Origin of the sequence: Acinetobacter sp. WCHA55 (genome assembly GCF_002165305.2) — a bacterium.
Classification (GTDB): Bacteria; Pseudomonadota; Gammaproteobacteria; order Pseudomonadales; family Moraxellaceae; genus Acinetobacter.
Genome location: NZ_CP032286.1, coordinates 1,208,952 through 1,226,944, shown reverse-complemented (window position 1 = coordinate 1,226,944; position 17,993 = coordinate 1,208,952). Strand labels below are relative to the sequence as shown.

Genomic DNA, 17,993 nt, shown 5'->3' with positions numbered 1-17,993 from the left:
CGATATGAGGCATAATGCCCTACAACGTAGCGGTGTCTTATGATTGAGAAGTGTTTTTAGACTTAAAAAGAAACTTTTCAATCATGCGACACTTTAATCGCTATCCCAATTTTATTAGGGAATGGGACTCTTCACCGAGGTTGTAAAATGAGACAAACGATTTTAGCTGTATTGTCTTTATCTGCGATTGCCGCGCTCTTAACTGGGTGTGGTGGTGATATGGTACTTCTAAACTCAAAAGGTCCAGTTGCACAAGGTCAATCTGACTTAATGATGACTGCGATCTATTTAATGCTATTGGTGGTTATTCCATCAGTCGTAATGGCATTATGGTTTGGTTGGAAATATCGCGCGTCGAATAAAGATGCAGACTATAAACCTACATGGGCACACTCTACTGCAATTGAAATTGTAGTTTGGGGTATTCCTGTCATTATTATTGGCATTCTGGCTTGGTTAACTTGGTGGGGTTCACACAAGTATGACCCTTACCGCCCGCTCGAATCTGATAAAGCACCTGTAAATATTCAAGTCATTGCAGAACAGTTTAAATGGATCTTCATTTACCCTGATCTTAACATTGCTACGGTTAACGAAATTCGTTTCCCTGAAAAAACTCCAGTTGCACTTAAAATTACCTCTAACTTCACGATGAACTCGTTCTTCATCCCTGCGTTAGGTGGTCAAATTTATGCAATGGCAGGCATGCAAACGCACTTGAATTTGTTAGCAGATGGAACTAGCCCAGCTGAAGGCTACCGCGGTTTCTCTTCGAACTATTCAGGCTACGGCTTCTCGCAAATGCGCTTCCGTGCTCACTCTGTAACTGACGCTCAATTCGCTGAATGGGTTGCTGCAGTTAAAGCAGGTAACGGTACAAGCATTAATCCTAAAGCTGTACAAAAAACAATTTTAGATCAAGCTGAATTTGAGTCTTTACGTGACGGTAACCGTGGTAAACACCAAATTGAAGTTTTGATTTCAAAAGCAAAAACTCCTGAAGAGAAGGCTGCTGCTGAGGCAATGAAGCCTTATCCAACTAAGCCACACCCTGTGACTTACTACTCTTCTGTAGAGGAAGGCTTGTTTAAGTCAGTCATCAGCAAATATATGAGCAACTATCACGGTGCTGATCACTCAGCGACTGCGGGTGCTCACGGGGCTGCTTCATCTGAAGCACATGCCGCTGTTGAACCTGCTTCATCAGTTGTAGGGGAATAAGACATGAGCTTCTTAGGTAAGTTAGGTCCGGACGCTATTCCGTATGATCCAATTGTACTGGTAACAGTTGCAATGATGATCTTAGGTGGTATCGCAGTTGTTGCTGGTATTACCTACTTTAAAAAATGGGGCTACTTGTGGAACGAATGGTTCACATCGGTAGACCATAAAAAAATTGGTATTATGTATCTAATTGTATCAATCATCATGCTTGTGCGTGGTTTTGCTGATGCATTTATGATGCGTTTACAACTTTTCCTCGCTCGTGGTGGCGGTGAAGGTTATTTACACCCAGAACACTACGATCAGATCTTCACCGCTCACGGTGTTATCATGATCTTCTTCGTAGCAATGGGTCTTGTTGTAGGCTTAATGAACATCTCTGTACCTCTTCAAATTGGTGCACGTGACGTTGCCTTCCCATTATTGAACTCACTCAGCTTCTGGTTATTTGCTGGTGCTGTTGGTTTGATGATGGCATCTCTTGCAATTGGTGAATTCGCTGCTACAGGTTGGATGGCATACCCTCCTCTTTCAGGTATCGAATACTCTCCAGGTGTGGGTGTGGATTACTATATCTGGGCACTTCAGATTTCCGGTTTAGGTACGCTATTAACAGGTGTTAACTTCTTCGTTACCATCATTAAAATGCGCGCGCCTGGTATGTCACTTATGGACATGCCGATCTTTACTTGGACATCTTTGTGTACAGCTGTATTGATCATTGCGTCATTCCCAGTGTTAACAGCAACAATTGCGATGTTAACGCTTGACCGTTACTTTGGTTTCCACTTCTTTACAAATGACATGGGTGGTAGCCCAATGTTGTATGTAAACTTGATTTGGACTTGGGGTCACCCAGAAGTTTACATCTTAGTATTACCAGCATTTGGTATTTACTCAGAAGTTGTATCAACGTTCTCTCGTAAAACGTTGTTCGGTTACAAATCAATGGTGTATGCAACAATTGCGATCACAGTACTTGCGTTCGTAGTATGGCTTCACCATTTCTTCACCATGGGTGCTGGTGCGAACGTGAATGCGTTCTTCGGTATCATGACCATGGTTATTGCGATTCCTACTGGTGTGAAAATCTTCTCTTGGTTATTCACAATGTATAAGGGTCGTATCACCTTCACTACTCCTATGTTATGGACGCTTGGCTTCCTTGTAACATTTGGTATTGGCGGTTTAACTGGTGTATTAATGGCAGTTCCACCTGCGGACTTCCTTGTACACAACTCATTGTTCTTGATTGCTCACTTCCATAACGTAATTATCGGTGGTGTGGTGTTTGGTATGTTTGCCGGCATCATTTTCTACTGGCCAAAAATGTTTGGTTGGAAGCTCAATGAAGCTTGGGGTAAAGCTGCGTTCTGGTTCTGGTTCTTTGGTTTCTATTTTGCGTTCATGCCGCTTTATATCCTTGGTTTCATGGGTATGACTCGTCGCTTGAACACTTATGACAACCCAGAATGGGACCCATACATCGCTATTGCATTCTTCGGTTCAATTTTAGTCGCGCTTGGTATTGCATGTTTCGTTATGCAGATTGTTGTTGGTTACTTACAACGCAACGACAACCTCGACCTTACAGGCGATCCATGGGATGGTCGTACACTTGAATGGGCGACTTCGTCTCCTGCTCCGTTCTACAACTTTGCTCACCTTCCAACAATCAATGGTATTGATACGTTCTGGAATGACAAAGAGAATGGCGTAGCATATGCGAAACCTACTTCATACGAAGACATCCATATGCCAACGAATCGTGCTGCTGGTATTGTGATTGCCATGTTCATTACTGTTATGGGCTTTGGTTTAATCTGGCATATCTGGTGGTTAGTTGTTGTGATGTTCATCGCTGCTATTATCAGCTTCATCGCATCTTCGTTTACGAAGAAAGTGGACTACTATGTTCCTGCTGCTGAAGTTGAGCGTATTGAAAATGAACGTTACGCGATTCTTGAAAAACATTTGAAGAAGGACTAAGACAATGGCTGACGTACTTCATCACGAAAACCACGGACACGATGAGCATCATCACCACGATGATACTGACATCACCGTCTTTGGTTTTTGGACTTATTTGATGAGTGACTTGATTCTATTCGGTACACTCTTCATTGCATTCGCTGTTTTAAGTAGCCATGTGCCTATGGGCACACCAAGTGCAAAAGAATTATTCGGTGAGTCTTTAGGTTTCGTTTTAACTGAAACTTTCGCTCTCTTGATCTCTTCTGTAACTTTTGGTTTTGCGGTTCTTGCTGCATACAAAAAGAACGTTAACCAAGTTTTAACTTGGTTAGCCATCACTTGGTTATTCGGTGCTTCATTCATCGGCATGGAACTATATGAGTTTAATCACTTAGTTCATGCTGGCCACGGTCCAAGCGTAAGTGCGTTTTTATCGTCGTTCTTTACTTTAGTAGGTACGCACGGTATTCACGTAACTTCAGGTTTGGTATGGATGATCATTTTGATGATTCAGATCAAGAAAAATGGTTTGACTCTTCCAAACACACGTCGTCTTGCTTGCCTAAGCTTGTTCTGGCACTTCCTTGACATCGTTTGGATCTGTGTATTCAGCGTAGTTTACTTAATGGGAGTTCTATAATGAGTCACGATCATAACTCAGCTGGTGCTTCACACGGTAACACCAAGCAATACACGATCGGCTTTATCCTTTCAGTTATCCTGACCGTAATTCCATTCGGTATGGTAATGGCTGGTGGTTTTGGTCGCGGTGTTGTTATGGCGGTTATCGCAATTACAGCGGTTGCTCAGGTTCTAGTTCAATTAGTTTACTTCTTGCACATGAACTCATCTTCAGAGCAACGTTGGAACGTGATTGCATTTATCTATACGGTACTTTGTATTGCTGTACTTCTAGTCGGCTCTGTATGGATTATGAACTACTTACACTACAACATGATGATCTAAACTGGTTGTCATGTTGAAAAAGTATTTATTCCTGACTAAACCAGGAATTCTCTTTGGTAACTTCGTTACCACTCTGGGCGGCTTCTTTTTAGCCGCTCAGGGATCTGTAGATTTCCTCCTTCTTCTCATTACCCTACTCGGTACAACACTGGTTGTGGCTTCTGGTTGTGTCGTCAATAACGTCATTGATCAAGATATTGATCAAAAGATGGAACGGACGATGAACCGTGCATTAGTTAAAAAAACCATCAGTCCTTCCGTCGCTTTGGCATTTTCTGCTGCGCTTGGAATACTAGGTTTCGCCCTACTCTGGTTTTTTGTTAATGCTTATGCCTTTGGCTTTGCTGTACTTGGTTTTGTGGTTTATGTGATTTTTTATAGTCTATGGAGCAAACGCACATCCATTCACCAAACCGTGATTGGAAGTATTTCTGGTGCTAGTCCACCAGTAATTGGCTATACAGCTGTGACCAATGAATTTGATGTTGCCGCATTATTGCTTTTCTTAGCATATGCACTTTGGCAAATGCCTCATTCATGGGGAATTGCGGTATACCGCTTTGACGACTATAAAAATGCAGGCATTCCAATTTTACCTGTAGCACGTTCAATTTTCCGCACGAAAGTTGAAAGCTTGATTTATGTCTTGCTGTTTGCTGCGGTGTTAAATGGTTTGTATTGTTTTGGCTATACCAATATGTTTTTTCTTATCACCTTTAACGCACTCTGTGCTTATTGGCTATATTTATCAATCATTGGTTTTAAAGCTGAAAATGATCAGGTTTGGGCAAAACGCTATTTCTTATATTCAGTGATTTTAATTACTGCATTAAGTTTTAGTTTTAGTTTTAGCTATGTCTCACCTGCTCCACATTTGCCGCTGTTTTAAAAAAGATAGAGTTTTCTCTATCTTTTTTTACTTCAACTTCTTTAATATTTAAGTTTAATCTTTAAATTGTTACCATAGCAGACACAACAATAACTCATGCTCTGCAATGAAAATGCCATCACAATTTTTTAAAAAATCTATTTTTATTAGTCTATTCCCTATTAGTCTTGCTTATAGTACTCACAGTTTTTCTGGTTTTGATGTTTCTTGCTATCCATCGACCAACATTCAAACCAATGCCTATACAGCCTGTGACAATTTGCCTGCGCTCACACCCGCTAATGACAACCAAACCAATATGCTTCTTCTCCTGAGCGACATGGGCTTGGCCAAATTGAATTTTAATCAGCCAAATAGCCCGCTTTGGGAAACCGAATATAGCAACGTACCATTTGCGGCTAAAACACTGTTTGAAAGTGTAACCAATAAACGCCCCAATGCTCGCTTAAAACCAAGTAATGAAAAGACACCCTACCAAGAACATTGCTCTAGTTTAGACAATGGTTCGGATCAATTTACCCAGCAGGTACAAGTCGACAAAAATCTCAGCAAAGCGGAAAAAGATTTACTCATTCAAGAAAGACAAAATATCTCGGCCTGTGACCGTGATCTAGCCCTCATTCAAGTTAATCCGAACTGGTCCATACAAGCACGTCAATATGCGTCTTATTTAAATGCGACCATTGCCTTTTATAATAGTAACTTTTCCATAGCTACTAAAATTTACTCAGTATTAACTACGGTTGATCAGCCTTGGATCCAAGAAACATCGCAATATATGTTGATTCGTAGCAGCCTCAATGAAAGCTATCAGTCGGGTGTCGGTGAATATGGTGACTTAAAAATCGATAAAATAAATCAGACTTTACTCAAAAACACCTATGAGCATATCACTACATATTTCAAGCGCTTCCCTGAAGGAAAATATGCAGCCAGCGCGCGTGGTTTGCTACGTCGTTGTTATTGGCTCAGTGGCAATACTGAACTCCTGACCAACGAACTCGCATGGCAAATCAATCATCCTGATTCCAAATACTATAATTTAGAGCTCGATAATCTAGCCTTCGAAATGGATCGCCATGTTTTTCAAAGCCGCTCATTCAATACAAAAAATCTAAAAGATCCCTTCTTTCTGACCATTTCAGATTTAATGCAAATGCGTCAGGCAACATCGGCAGAAGATAAAATTTTAAGCTGGTTTGAACTCAACAACCAAAAAACATTATTTAAGAGTCAGCCAGAACTGTTCAAATACTTACAAGCCAATCACTTATTCTTTGTGCAGAACAAGCCAAGCGAAGCTTTAAAATATTTGCCAGAACATTCCCCTAGTTCAATCGATAGTTACCTTCAACTCAGTCAAATATTGTTAAAAGGTCGTATTTTAGAAAAACTCGGACAAACTCAAAATGTGCAGCAATATTGGGAAGGTTGGCTTAGTCGATCAAAGTCCATCGAACAGCGTAGCTTATTTGAGCTAATGTTATATCCTCATTATGCCCAACAACAAAGTGCAAACCTATTCATCGGTTCAGATGCTAAAATCAAACAAGCTGCATTGCAAAAAAACTTTATTGAAAATGAAGCCAATGAAAAAAGCTTAATGCAAATTGTACAGAGCAAAGCTTCAAGTACAGATCAAAAAAATTTAGCCTTATATAAAACTTTGCAAAAGTCATTGGTACATCAAAACTTTACACTGTTTAATCAAGCCTTCGTACTACTACCACAAGATGCCGCAAAGTATAAATATGACTCAGAAACATATCAAAATTATAAAAATCAACCACCTTTCAGTGATTTCATTTGGGCAGGAACTCAAATTACGCCACAAATTCAATGCCCTGACTTATTCAGCCTGACTCAAAAACTTGAAAATTCACCTCAAGATTTAAAACTCCGACTTTGCTTGGGCGAATATGCACGTTCGACTCAAGGCTACAACATAAACTATGTCACCGCTTTAGAAAAAGAGACTGCTCATTTCCAAGGCGCAATTTTTGCCCGTGGTCAAGTGTATAAAGACATCATTCAATTCAGTTCTGTACCCGATTTAAAAGCGTATGCGCTTTATCGTTCAATCATGTGTTACTCACCAAGCGGAATGAATGACTGTCAGGATGCAGAGGTTGAAAAATCTACCCGTAAACAATGGTTCGACCATATTAAACGTGACTATCCAACTACCTCTTGGGCACAATCTTTAAAGTATTACTGGTAAGACATATATGTTGAAGCAGATTTTTTCAGTTGTTATGACGCTGATCTTTATGCTGAGCATCATGGCTTGTCAGCCAAGTCAGTCAGCTTCAACATTTGGTCGGGTAAATGCTGAAGACTATGATGCATTTTGGATTTGGGGCAATATTTCATCAGCCCCTTACCTCAAAGCGGCTAAAGAAATTTATGTTTTACAAGGCGAAGTCCGTTTAGATTCCCAAACCCATCACTCTAAACTCATACCACAAGGCGTAGGCGTCTTAGCAATTCCTCAGCAAAAGGTGTGGCTAGTTTTTCGTAATTATCATTTAAACTGGCAAGGCCAAGAACTTACACAAATTTTAAAACGTATTCAGCAATGGGAAAATGCAGGGAATCATATTCAAGGCATACAAATTGATTTCGATGCCAAAACCAAATACATACACCAATATGCCTTATTTTTAAGTCAATTAAGAAAACAATTACCGCAGCACTATCAACTCAGTATCACGGGCTTAATGGACTGGACCAATGTCACAAATCAGGAGACTTTAAACCTCCTGAATAGCACCATTGACGAGTTGGTCATTCAAACTTATCAAGGTTCAACCACCATACCTAACTATGCAGCTTATCTAAAAAAATTTTCAGCACTGAAACTGCCTTATAAAATTGGTATCGTTCAATATGGTGAGTAGCATAGACCACCCACGCTTGAAAATGATACAAACTTTAACGGCTATGTTGTCTTCCTTTTACGCTCAAAACCTCAAAATAATTAGGGCTTTTTAAGAGAAGTTCTTGAATTTGGCGAGCAAAGTCTCTAAAATTCCCCCTTCGCATCTAATGCGACACAACCTAGGTTGTGACTCCTTGCTTCTAACAACTTTTTTGTTAGGGGCTGTTTAAACCGTAAGGAGCTGACAATGCGTCATTACGAAATCGTACTTTTAGTACACCCTGATCAAAGCGATCAAGTCGTTGGTATGGTAGAACGCTACCTAACTCACATCAAAGAAGCTGAAGGTCAAATTCACCGTCTTGAAGACTGGGGCCGTCGTCAATTGGCTTACCCAATCAACAAGATCCACAAAGCTCACTACATTCTTATGAATGTTGAGTGTGGTCAAACTACTCTTGATGAGTTAGAAGAATTGTTCCGTTACAACGATGCAATTATTCGTAGCCTTATCATCCGTCGTGAGAACGCTATCACTGAAGAGTCACTATTGGCTAAGAGTGCTGAAGAAAAACGTGCGCGTAAAGCTCAACGTGAAGAAGCACAACAAGCTCAAGACTCTGCTGAAGCATAAGGAGAACATCAATGGCACGTTTTTACCGTCGTCGCAAGTTCTGCCGCTTTACAGCTGAGAACGTTACGTACATCGACTACAAAGATATCGACACTTTAAAACAGTACATCACTGAAAACGGCAAGATTGTTCCTAGCCGTATTACAGGTACTAAAGCTCGTTACCAACGTCAATTAGCGCTTGCTATTAAACAAGCTCGCTACTTGTCTTTGATCCCTTACACTGACAATCATAAGTGAGGTTGAGCTGTGGATATTATCTTATTACAACGCATTAAAAACCTTGGTAAATTAGGCGATAAAGTTTCAGTTAAAGCTGGTTACGGCCGTAACTACCTTATCCCTCAAGGTCAAGCAGTAGCAGCTACTGAAGCTAACACTGCTGCTTTTGAAGCTCGTCGCGCTGAACTTGAGAAAGCTGAAGCTGATGTTTTAGCTGCTGCTCAAGCACGTGCTAGCCAATTAGACGAAGTTAACATCGTAATCACTGCGAAAGCTGGTGACGAAGGTAAACTATTCGGTTCTATCGGTACTCGTGATATCGCTGACGCTTTAACAAATGCTGGTCTTGAAGTTGACCGTGCAGAAGTTCGTTTACCGAACGGTGCACTTCGTCACACTGGCGAATTCAACATCGCAATCCAATTGCACCATGATGTTGTTGCTGAAGTTCTCGTTACTATCGTATCTGAGTAATTTCTTGCAAAAAAAGAGCATGCTTTTGCATGCTCTTTTTTTATCTCTATGAAAAAGTAGTTTCATCGATCAGCTTAAAACTTCATCAGTCTGCCCCGCAAAATGCCAAATTCAAATATTATGGGTTTTATCCATAAGTCTTGAATTCAGCACACAGCAGCTGCATTTTTTGATAAAGTGCATAGAGTTAAATGGCTGTAATTTTTTCCAAATTTACAGTGAAATTTATCTTAAGTTATCCCTCTTAACTGTATTAAAAATCAGGGCGTTATATGTCACAGGCGAATGCCACTGCTCAAAAAAGCTCATCGAAACAAGACAATAAACCAAATGAGTCAGGGCAACTGAAAGAATTCCGCACACCTCCGCATAACTTAGCATTGGAACAAGCCGTACTTGCCGCTTTAATGACGGTTGCTGAATCCTTTGAACAAGTTGGCGATGTCCTAACTGAAAATGACTTTTATGCAACGCGCCATAAATATATTTTTCGCGCGATTGCGCAACTCTCCAAAGACAGCTCACCCTATGATGCAGTTTTAGTACATGACTGGCTCACCACACAAAACCTACTCGATGCGGTTGGTGGAGAAGAATATCTGATGCAATTGATGGCTGACTCCCCGTCTAGTTTCTATAATATGGAAACTTATGCCACCAAAATCAAAGAATTTTCGACTTTGCGCAGCATGATCAAGGTCAGCTCTGAAATTTTACAAAATGCCTATGACACCAAAGGTCGTAATGTCAGTGAAATTTTAGATTTAGCCGAAACCAATATTTTCTCATTGGCAGAACAACACAATAATAATGCTAAGGCACAAGGCCCGAAAGCAATCAACACCGTTGTGGCTGATGTATTTGATAAGCTGAATGAATTGTCACAAATGGAAGGCAGCATTACAGGCTTAACCACAGGCTTTCTTGAACTCGACAATAAAACCTCGGGCATGCAAGCAGGTGATTTAATTATTGTCGCAGCGCGTCCATCGATGGGTAAAACCACCTTTGCCATGAATCTGGTTGAAAGTGTGCTGTTTAATAATGACTTACCTGCCTTGGTTTACTCCATGGAGATGCCAGCCGACTCCATTGCTATGCGTTTGATCTCCTCTTACGGGAAAGTCCATCAGGGCCATTTACGTTCAGGTAAACTCGATGGCGATGAATGGTCAAAAGTGACCGGCACCATTTTGCAACTGCAAGAGAAAAAGCTCTATATCGATGACTCCTCTGCGCTTCCGCCTACAGAAGTTCGAGCACGTGCACGTCGTATTGCCAAACAGCACGATGGTAAACTTGGCTGCATCATGGTCGATTATTTACAGCTGATGAAAGTGCCAGGCATGGGTGATAACCGTGTCGGTGAGATTTCGGAAATTTCACGAAGCTTAAAAGCGCTTGCCAAAGAAATGATGTGTCCTGTGATTGCACTATCGCAACTTAACCGTTCCCTTGAGAACCGTCCAAACAAACGTCCCGTGATGTCAGACTTACGTGAATCCGGTGCGATTGAGCAGGACGCCGACTTGATCATGTTTATTTACCGTGACGAAGTCTATAACAAAGAATCCAAAGAAGCGGGCACTGCCGAAATTATTATTGGTAAACAGCGTAACGGTCCTATTGGTACCGTTCGACTTGCTTTTGAAGGCCAATATACCCGCTTTAGTAACTTATCCCCTGAGTTTTATGCTCAGTACGATGATGAGGAATAATTAAAACCTCATCGTCGCCCTTCCATGGCCCTGTAGGAGTAATTAGGGTGCGTCAAGCAACAGTTTATATTGATAGCCAAGCGCTGCAATATAATTTAAACCGTGTCAAACAACTTGCCCCAAACGCGAAAATCGTCAGCATGGTCAAAGCCAATGCTTATGGACACGGAGTCAAAGACTGTTTAGCAGCCTTAAGTGAAACCGATGCCTTTGGCGTCGCCTGCTTAGAAGAAGCATTAGAGATTCGTGAACTCGGCTTTAAACAGCCGATTACCCTGATTGAAGGCGTTTTCTCAGCAGATGAAATGCAAACCGTCATTGAGCAAAATATCGAGTGTGTGGTTCATCAGCAACAACAAGTTAATTGGCTGATCACACATAAAACCGCATATATCGCACAAAAGCTTAAAGTATGGGTAAAACTCAATAGCGGCATGAACCGTTTAGGCTTTAAAGTTGCTGAAATCATTGATGTCATCAACACTTTAAAAGCAGAAGGCTTTACATGTGTACTGGCAATGCACTTTGCCAATGCCGACGTGGATCACCCACTGAATGAACAGCAACGTGCGCAATTTCTACACATCAAAGAAGTGTGTTCTCCCATCCTAGCCTCATGTTGTAACTCAGCTGCTATATTTAAATGGCCAGAACTTAACTTTGATTTTGTTCGCCCTGGTATCATGCTTTATGGTGCATCACCTTTTGCCGATAAAAATGCACATAACCTAGACTTAAAGCCCGTTATGACCTTCACGGCGGAAATTATTGCATTGAATACCATTCAAGCAGGTGAAGTAGTTGGTTATGGTTCGCATTTTGTCGCCAGCCAAGAAACTGAACTGGCCATTGTTTCTATTGGCTATGGTGATGGCTACCCACGTGCATTTCCAAAGCAAAACTATGTTGCTATAGATGGTCAAGCAATAGCTGTTGTAGGCCGAGTTGCAATGGATATGATTGCGATCGATGTGACGGGCTTAAACGCCAGATTGGGTACAAAAGTTGAACTCTGGGGTGAAAACCGCTTAGTTGACGATGTTGCAGAAGCCAATGGAACTATTGGCTATGAGTTACTGTGCCGGTTAAGCAATCGCCCTACACGCAAGCAAATCTAACAAAAAAGCCCAAGTAAAACTTGGGCTTTTTTTCAACATAGACTCTCATCAGGCTGGGCATCATAAAGGTCTTGTAACAACTGATCAATTTGTTGTTGACTCATACTCTGTGGTTCAAATTTTACAAAGCCCATTTCACGCATTTTGTTATGTACGCTACTCATACGTTGCACATACTTCATGCCCCAAGCTCTAAAATGTGCCGCATGAATAGTTTTCGCTTCAAAGACTTTGATATCTTTATGTCTAGGGTCTTTCAATAATTTCGACATTAATAATTGTAAAACCGATTCATCCCCTTCTAAGCACTGGAAATAATGCTGATCTGCATAATAAAGAACGCCTGAAATATTATGTACTGTATTAAAATCACGTGCTTCGCTTAAAATGTCCCGAACATCTTGAAGAAGCTGTAGGTGATCCGAAGTTGAAGTACTTGCATAGCAAATTTGCTGCATAGACCGCCCCAATTTATTGATTTCATTATTTTTAGCATTTACAACATTTATACTAAATAGTCATCCGTCGGCTTTGCCAATTCTTGTAACCCTTTTCTTAAGGTATCCGACCATTGCTTACTAATGCTTGAAAAATACGGATCTTCCTCATCAATCCGTTTACCCACTGGAATATGTAAACTATCTTTCGTATATACCAAAGCATCTAAGGGCAAACCTACAGAAACATTGGAGCGCAAAGTCGAATCAAAAGAAATCAAACTACACTTCACCGCTTCATCTAAGGGCATATCATACCGTAATGCACGATCTAGAATCGGCTTGCCATATTTACTTTCACCAATTTGAAAATAAGGCGTATCTTTGGTCGCACAAATAAAATTACCTTGCGGGTAGATATTATAAAGTTGCATTTCTGCCCCTTTAATTTGTCCACCGACCAATAAGCTACAGTAGTAATTACTTTGTTCTTGCGTATCTGGTGTCATATCCCCCAAGACTTTTTTCAAAGTATGCCCGACCAATTCAGCCGCTTCAAACATGGTATTAACACTATATAAATTGGGTTCTTGGCTTAACTCTAAATGATTTTTTAAATGTCCAATCACTGCTTGGGTCGTTGCTAAATTTCCTGAGGTTTGAATCGCAATAAAGCGCCCACCCTCCACACCAAAGGTATACAATTTCCTAAACACGGATATATGATCTACACCTGCGTTCGTACGCGTATCACTTATAAATACCAAACCATCTTGAAGACGAAGTGCACAACAATAGGTCATAGAACGTCCTTTTTCAGCTAAACCTTAACAACTTAAAACTTGTACCATGGAATGCATCGATTCCACTCCACCTTTTTCACGTACGCCACGAACGGGAGCCACATCCCAATAATCGCGCCCAATCGCCACATAGATATGTGACTGTGGTTTGAACAATTGATTACTGGTATCAAAACAATACCATGCATCATCAATGTACACCTCAGCCCACGCGTGACTGGCGAGGTGTGAAGTTTCAGGCACATGCAAATACCCTGAAACATAACGTACGGGTAGACCAAGATGCTTACACATGGCAATAAAAACATGACTATGGTCCTGACATACGCCTTGTTGCCCATTGAATGCATCGATTGCCGAAGTTAACACTGAGGTTTCAGTAGGCGAATAGGGAATATGCGCTAAAACTGCTTCTGACAGTTTCATCAAATTTCCCCGATTCAGCTCAGGCACATACTGATGTGCAAATGCCTTCATTTCGGCATTGCACTGAGTATTGAGCGTCGGTTGTAAAAATAAATTGGGATTCAACCGGTCTTGAATGCCATACTCTGCCGAACTGTTAATTTCAACAATACCCTGAGCCATTATGGTCAGTTGTTGGTACGCTTCTCGTTGAGAACTGGTAATCCAAATATTATGAAAAGCATCGCATTTTTCTTCACGCTCCCCCGGCACACTCACATGCCAATGACATACCTTCTGGTGTGAATTATTTGTAGGTGTCATTTTGATATATTGAATGCTATTCAACGCCATTTCACTATATTGATAATGCGTTTGGTGATTGATCATTAGTCTCATACATCAACCTCAAACAATTGTTGAATATAATCACTAAAATGATAAAAATTCATCGCATCAGGTTGTGATTTAAGCTCTAGCCAAGCTTGTGCCAGATTTAACCAACCCATTTCTTTTAACAACATGACAATGTTTTCTATTTCAACCAAAGTATTTTGTGCATCTTGCTTCAGACGAATTTGACGGTCGAGCTGCTCAATCATTTGCCCTAAACTAAAGAATAAAAAGACATCACTAGCTTCAGACTCAAGTACATCCTGACACTCTCCAACCACATCACAAATATAGGCGGTATTTTCAGTGGCATTTTTGATAAATTGATTCAGTTCTGCATAGGCCTTTGCAGATAAAATCCCACGCAGATCTTGCACATTACTCTTTGCATTTTGAAATTGCTGGTTAAATGATGCAGGATTATTTGGGTTTAAAATCAGCTCATTCAGTGAGCACGCATCAAAAGCAGGCAAGCAAAATGCATGCGCATAATCCATTGCAGGCTGGTCTTGGGTAAAAGGAAACTGAGCACACAAATATTGAGTACGTGTTAAATACCGTCCTAACCAAAAAATATTTTCAGCATTGGTGCTTAATAAAATCATAGTTCTACCCTCATATTTGTTTATTTTATGAATGTAAGTTTTCCACGACCCAAGTGTCTTTAATTCCTCCTCCTTGGGATGAGTTGACCACCAACGAACCTTCTTTCATCGCAACCCGTGTTAAACCGCCAGGGACAATTTCGGTACGATAAGGTGAGCTGAGTACAAACGGTCTAAGGTCAATATGACGCTCAGAAACACCCGATTCAGTCATAGTTGGACTGACTGAAAGCTCTAAAGTGGGCTGGGCAATATATAAATGCGGTGTCGCCATGAGCTTATCTCTAAATTGCTCAATTTGGCTTTTACAGGCTTGCGGTCCAATCAGCATACCATATCCACCCGAACCTTGCGCCTCTTTGACCACTAACTGCTCAAGGTTCTCCAGTACATAAGCCAAATCTTGCTTGTTACGGCATTGATATGTCGGAACATTTTTTAAGATAGGTTGTTCACCTAAATAGAACTGAATCATTTTATCGACATAAGGGTAAATCGATTTATCATCCGCAACCCCTGTGCCTGGGGCATTCGCAATAACCACGTTATGACTCAGATAAGCCGACATCAACCCTGCGACACCCAAAGTACTGTTCGGCATAAAACACAGCGGATCAAGGTATGCATCATCCAAACGTCGGTAAATTACATCTACTCGTTGACGGCCCCGAATGGTTTTGACATAGACCTTATCATGCTCCACAAACAAATCGCGCGATGTCACCAAAGGCACGTCCATTTCACGGGCTAAAAAAGCATGTTCATAATAGGCACTATTAAAACGCCCCGGTGTCAGCACTACGATGAAAGGCTGATCAACATAAGCATTTTCAGCCAGGATTTGTTTAAGTAATTGGGGGTATTGTTCTATGCCTAAAATATGGCTCTTCTGCATCAAATCAGGCATGAGTTTTTCACTAATCTTACGACTCTCAAGCATATAAGACACGCCAGACGGCGTTCTTAAATTATCTTCGAGTACATAAAACTCACCCTGCCCATCACGGATAATATCAATCCCACTAATTTGGCTATAAATCTGACCTTTTAAACGGTGTTCATACATATGCGGTTGATAAGCTTCATGCGTTAACACTTGCAGTTCTGGAATAATCTTCGCTTTGAGAATGTCTTGTTGATGATAAATATCATGTAAAAATAGATTTAAAGCCCGCACACGTTGTGCAGAGCCAAGGGAGATTTTATTCCATTGTTGTTTGGCGATCACACGTGGAATTAAATCATAAGGAATGGTGCGCTCAATACCCTCGGATTCACCATATACAGTAAACGTAATACCTTCATATAAAAAATGCTGTTTGGCAATTTGGTTTAGTTCTTCGAGTTCTTCTACACTATGCTGTGACAACCAGTGCTCAATACGTGTACAAGCCTCACCAGACATCGCTTGGTCGTCTGTCATTTCATTAAAGAAATTCGAGGTCATTTGATGAAACAATCCAACAGACTGGCTCGATAGACGATCATGAGAGTGAATCGGATTTAATACAGGAGAGTTAAGCTTATATCCGTCCAACATCGTATTTACATTTGTATCTTTATCTTCTTTAAACATACAAACCTCTCAATTGTTATCGATATGTAACCCATACGTAGCAATATCTATGCCATAGGTTTCTAAAGATGCTTTGTTTATTAATCGATAAAAAACAGATTGCTTCAATTCTATTTCGCATTAAGTTGTGTCAAAAAATATAACTGAAAAATTTCAAGCAAAGCTTGCTTAAACGGATGAGTTTTCTTATTGTGTTCACATTCAAGTAAGTAATTTCGACTTCTATATTTTATTAAACTATGTCTATACAAGAAAAAGAAACGTCCAATAGTCTCTATCGCCAATGGCAAATTTTATCTCGTCTTTCCACTGGAAAATGGATGGGAACTCGAGAGCTGCAAGAGATTTTACAACGTGAAGGCATCGATATTACTTTGCGAACTATTCAACGTGATTTAAACCAAATCTCTCAACGCTTCCCGATTGAAAACAATGGAGCTGTACCTCAAGGTTGGCGTTGGCGTTCTGATGCTCCAATTCAAAGCTTACCGCACATGACCAGCTCACAAGCAGTAACGTTTATGATGGTCGAAGAACACCTTAAACATCTTCTTCCTCCAAGTTTAATTGAAGAAATGAATCCATGGTTTGACTTAGCACGTCGTAGCCTCTCTACCCAAAACAATGTACGCCAATGGATTAACCGCGTACGCATTGTCCCTGCGACACAACCACTGATTCCCCCAATTGTGGAGAAAACAGCGCAGCAAGCCATCTATGAAGGACTGCTCCAAGACAAACAACTGGAATGTGTTTATCAAGGCTTAAACCAAGCGGCTGAAGCAAAAACCTATACCCTCAACCCGCTGGCATTGGTTCAAAAAGGTGCAATTATTTATCTAATTTGTACGCGCCACGACAAAACCGATATTCAGACCTTTGCGCTGCACCGTTTCAAATCAGCGAAGGTTTTAAACACACGTGCCTTACATCCAGTCAATTTTGATATCGATGAATATATCGAATCGGGTGCATTAGGTTTCCGTGTAGACTTTTCAAAACCTACTGAAACCGTTGCACTTACCCTGACTATGACTGAAATAGATGCGCTGTATTTGGAGGAAACCAAACTCAGTACCAATCAGGTTTTAGAACCGCTCGGAAATGGGCAAATCTTGGTTCATGCTACAGTACCTTTTACCAATCAACTGGTGTGGTGGCTGCGTAGTTTTGGGCATAAAATTAGCCACATTGAACCCAAAGAAGTTCGTGATGCGGTCAATCAAACCATCATCGATTAACATAAAAAAAGCCCCAAGTATTAGGGGCTTTACAGTTTTTTTGGTATTAGATATTTGAATTGCTTGGGTTTGTCGTTTTCATTGTTCATCTTGGTTTAATGCCTCCCCTAAACCAAGATGAGTTCGCTGTTTTTTGATGATTGATACAAACTAGCATTGGCATGCAAGCTCTCCACTGTTAAAACGGATCGATTTCATTGTCATAGTATTAACCTTATATTAAGAACGTAAAATCAATTTAAAAGACGCCGATACTTTTGTGAAATAACATGATTGGCTATTTTTATCTGTTTTTATCTTAAACATCTATTTTGCTTTGTTTATCTGCCAAAACAAAAAGCCAGCCTTGTGGCTAGCAGGCCTATGATGAGGCCCTTGCATTTCCAATCTGGACTGCAAGAACCTTTCGACAGTAATCGTTACAAATCGTCCGT

17 protein-coding genes and 1 pseudogene are annotated in these 17,993 nt (G+C 40.7%); 13 read left to right on the top strand and 5 right to left on the bottom strand.

The features are described 5' to 3' along the window. Positions 1–147 precede the first annotated feature (147 nt). The 12 genes and pseudogenes from cyoA to alr all read left to right on the top strand — a co-directional run bounded on the left by cyoA (position 148) and on the right by alr (position 12,099). Positions 148–1,221 carry a ubiquinol oxidase subunit II gene (gene cyoA / locus CDG62_RS08720; protein ID WP_004696450.1) on the top strand — a complete coding sequence of 358 codons (1,074 nt, stop codon included), beginning with the start codon at positions 148–150 and terminating at the stop codon, positions 1,219–1,221. A gap of 3 nt (positions 1,222–1,224) precedes the next feature. Continuing rightward, positions 1,225–3,213: a cytochrome o ubiquinol oxidase subunit I gene (gene cyoB, locus CDG62_RS08715; RefSeq protein WP_087526444.1), complete on the top strand. Its 1,989-nt coding sequence runs from the start codon at positions 1,225–1,227 to the stop codon at positions 3,211–3,213. Between the two features lie 4 nt (positions 3,214–3,217). Then, positions 3,218–3,838: a cytochrome o ubiquinol oxidase subunit III gene (cyoC, locus tag CDG62_RS08710; protein WP_004696446.1), complete on the top strand. Its 621-nt coding sequence runs from the start codon at positions 3,218–3,220 to the stop codon at positions 3,836–3,838. Next, positions 3,835–4,164: a cytochrome o ubiquinol oxidase subunit IV gene (locus CDG62_RS08705; RefSeq protein WP_171405743.1), complete on the top strand. Its 330-nt coding sequence runs from the start codon at positions 3,835–3,837 to the stop codon at positions 4,162–4,164. The genes cyoC and CDG62_RS08705 overlap by 4 nt, the downstream gene beginning before the upstream one ends. Before the next feature lie 10 nt (positions 4,165–4,174). Beyond that, on the top strand, positions 4,175–5,053 hold the full coding sequence (gene cyoE / locus CDG62_RS08700) for a heme o synthase (RefSeq protein ID WP_087526446.1): 879 nt from the start codon (positions 4,175–4,177) through the stop codon (positions 5,051–5,053). 106 nt (positions 5,054–5,159) lie between these two features. Then, positions 5,160–7,274: a hypothetical protein gene (locus CDG62_RS08695; RefSeq protein WP_416232135.1), complete on the top strand. Its 2,115-nt coding sequence runs from the start codon at positions 5,160–5,162 to the stop codon at positions 7,272–7,274. 7 nt (positions 7,275–7,281) lie between these two features. Further along, a pseudogene (locus CDG62_RS08690) lies at positions 7,282–8,037 on the top strand (DUF3142 domain-containing protein). Between the two features lie 144 nt (positions 8,038–8,181). Then, complete coding sequence (gene rpsF, locus CDG62_RS08685) at positions 8,182–8,568, top strand: 30S ribosomal protein S6 (protein WP_004696436.1); 387 nt, start codon at positions 8,182–8,184, stop codon at positions 8,566–8,568. An 11-nt stretch (positions 8,569–8,579) separates the two neighbouring features. Then, positions 8,580–8,807, top strand: coding sequence for a 30S ribosomal protein S18 (gene rpsR / locus CDG62_RS08680; protein ID WP_004278792.1), 228 nt, complete (start codon positions 8,580–8,582; stop codon positions 8,805–8,807). 9 nt (positions 8,808–8,816) lie between these two features. Continuing rightward, positions 8,817–9,263, top strand: a complete 447-nt coding sequence (gene rplI, locus CDG62_RS08675) for a 50S ribosomal protein L9 (RefSeq protein WP_004696433.1) — start codon at positions 8,817–8,819, stop codon at positions 9,261–9,263. Between the two features lie 272 nt (positions 9,264–9,535). Continuing rightward, complete coding sequence (gene dnaB / locus CDG62_RS08670) at positions 9,536–10,981, top strand: replicative DNA helicase (RefSeq protein ID WP_004696432.1); 1,446 nt, start codon at positions 9,536–9,538, stop codon at positions 10,979–10,981. 47 nt (positions 10,982–11,028) lie between these two features. Continuing rightward, positions 11,029–12,099 (top strand): alanine racemase, encoded by a 1,071-nt coding sequence (alr, locus tag CDG62_RS08665; RefSeq protein ID WP_087526448.1) that lies wholly within the window; start codon positions 11,029–11,031, stop codon positions 12,097–12,099. A 32-nt stretch (positions 12,100–12,131) separates the two neighbouring features. Here alr and CDG62_RS08660 read toward each other — a convergent pair whose 3' ends face one another. Genes CDG62_RS08660 through CDG62_RS08640 form a run of 5 tightly spaced genes read right to left on the bottom strand, consistent with a single transcriptional unit; the run spans position 12,132 to position 16,318 of the window. After that, positions 12,132–12,557, bottom strand: coding sequence for a BLUF domain-containing protein (locus CDG62_RS08660; protein ID WP_087526449.1), 426 nt, complete (start codon positions 12,555–12,557; stop codon positions 12,132–12,134). Between the two features lie 47 nt (positions 12,558–12,604). Continuing rightward, the gene (locus CDG62_RS08655; protein WP_087526450.1) at positions 12,605–13,339 is read right to left on the bottom strand and encodes a proteasome-type protease; all 735 of its coding nucleotides are present in this window, start codon (positions 13,337–13,339) and stop codon (positions 12,605–12,607) included. Positions 13,340–13,363: 24 nt separating this feature from the next. After that, positions 13,364–14,143, bottom strand: coding sequence for a transglutaminase family protein (locus CDG62_RS08650; protein ID WP_087526451.1), 780 nt, complete (start codon positions 14,141–14,143; stop codon positions 13,364–13,366). Then, complete coding sequence (locus tag CDG62_RS08645) at positions 14,140–14,742, bottom strand: alpha-E domain-containing protein (protein WP_087526452.1); 603 nt, start codon at positions 14,740–14,742, stop codon at positions 14,140–14,142. The genes CDG62_RS08650 and CDG62_RS08645 overlap by 4 nt, the downstream gene beginning before the upstream one ends. A gap of 25 nt (positions 14,743–14,767) precedes the next feature. Continuing rightward, the gene (locus CDG62_RS08640; RefSeq protein WP_087526453.1) at positions 14,768–16,318 is read right to left on the bottom strand and encodes a circularly permuted type 2 ATP-grasp protein; all 1,551 of its coding nucleotides are present in this window, start codon (positions 16,316–16,318) and stop codon (positions 14,768–14,770) included. Positions 16,319–16,557: 239 nt separating this feature from the next. On the opposite strand from CDG62_RS08640, the gene CDG62_RS08635 reads away from it, so the two are divergent. Then, positions 16,558–17,559 (top strand): helix-turn-helix transcriptional regulator, encoded by a 1,002-nt coding sequence (locus CDG62_RS08635; protein ID WP_087526454.1) that lies wholly within the window; start codon positions 16,558–16,560, stop codon positions 17,557–17,559. Positions 17,560–17,993: the final 434 nt, after the last annotated feature.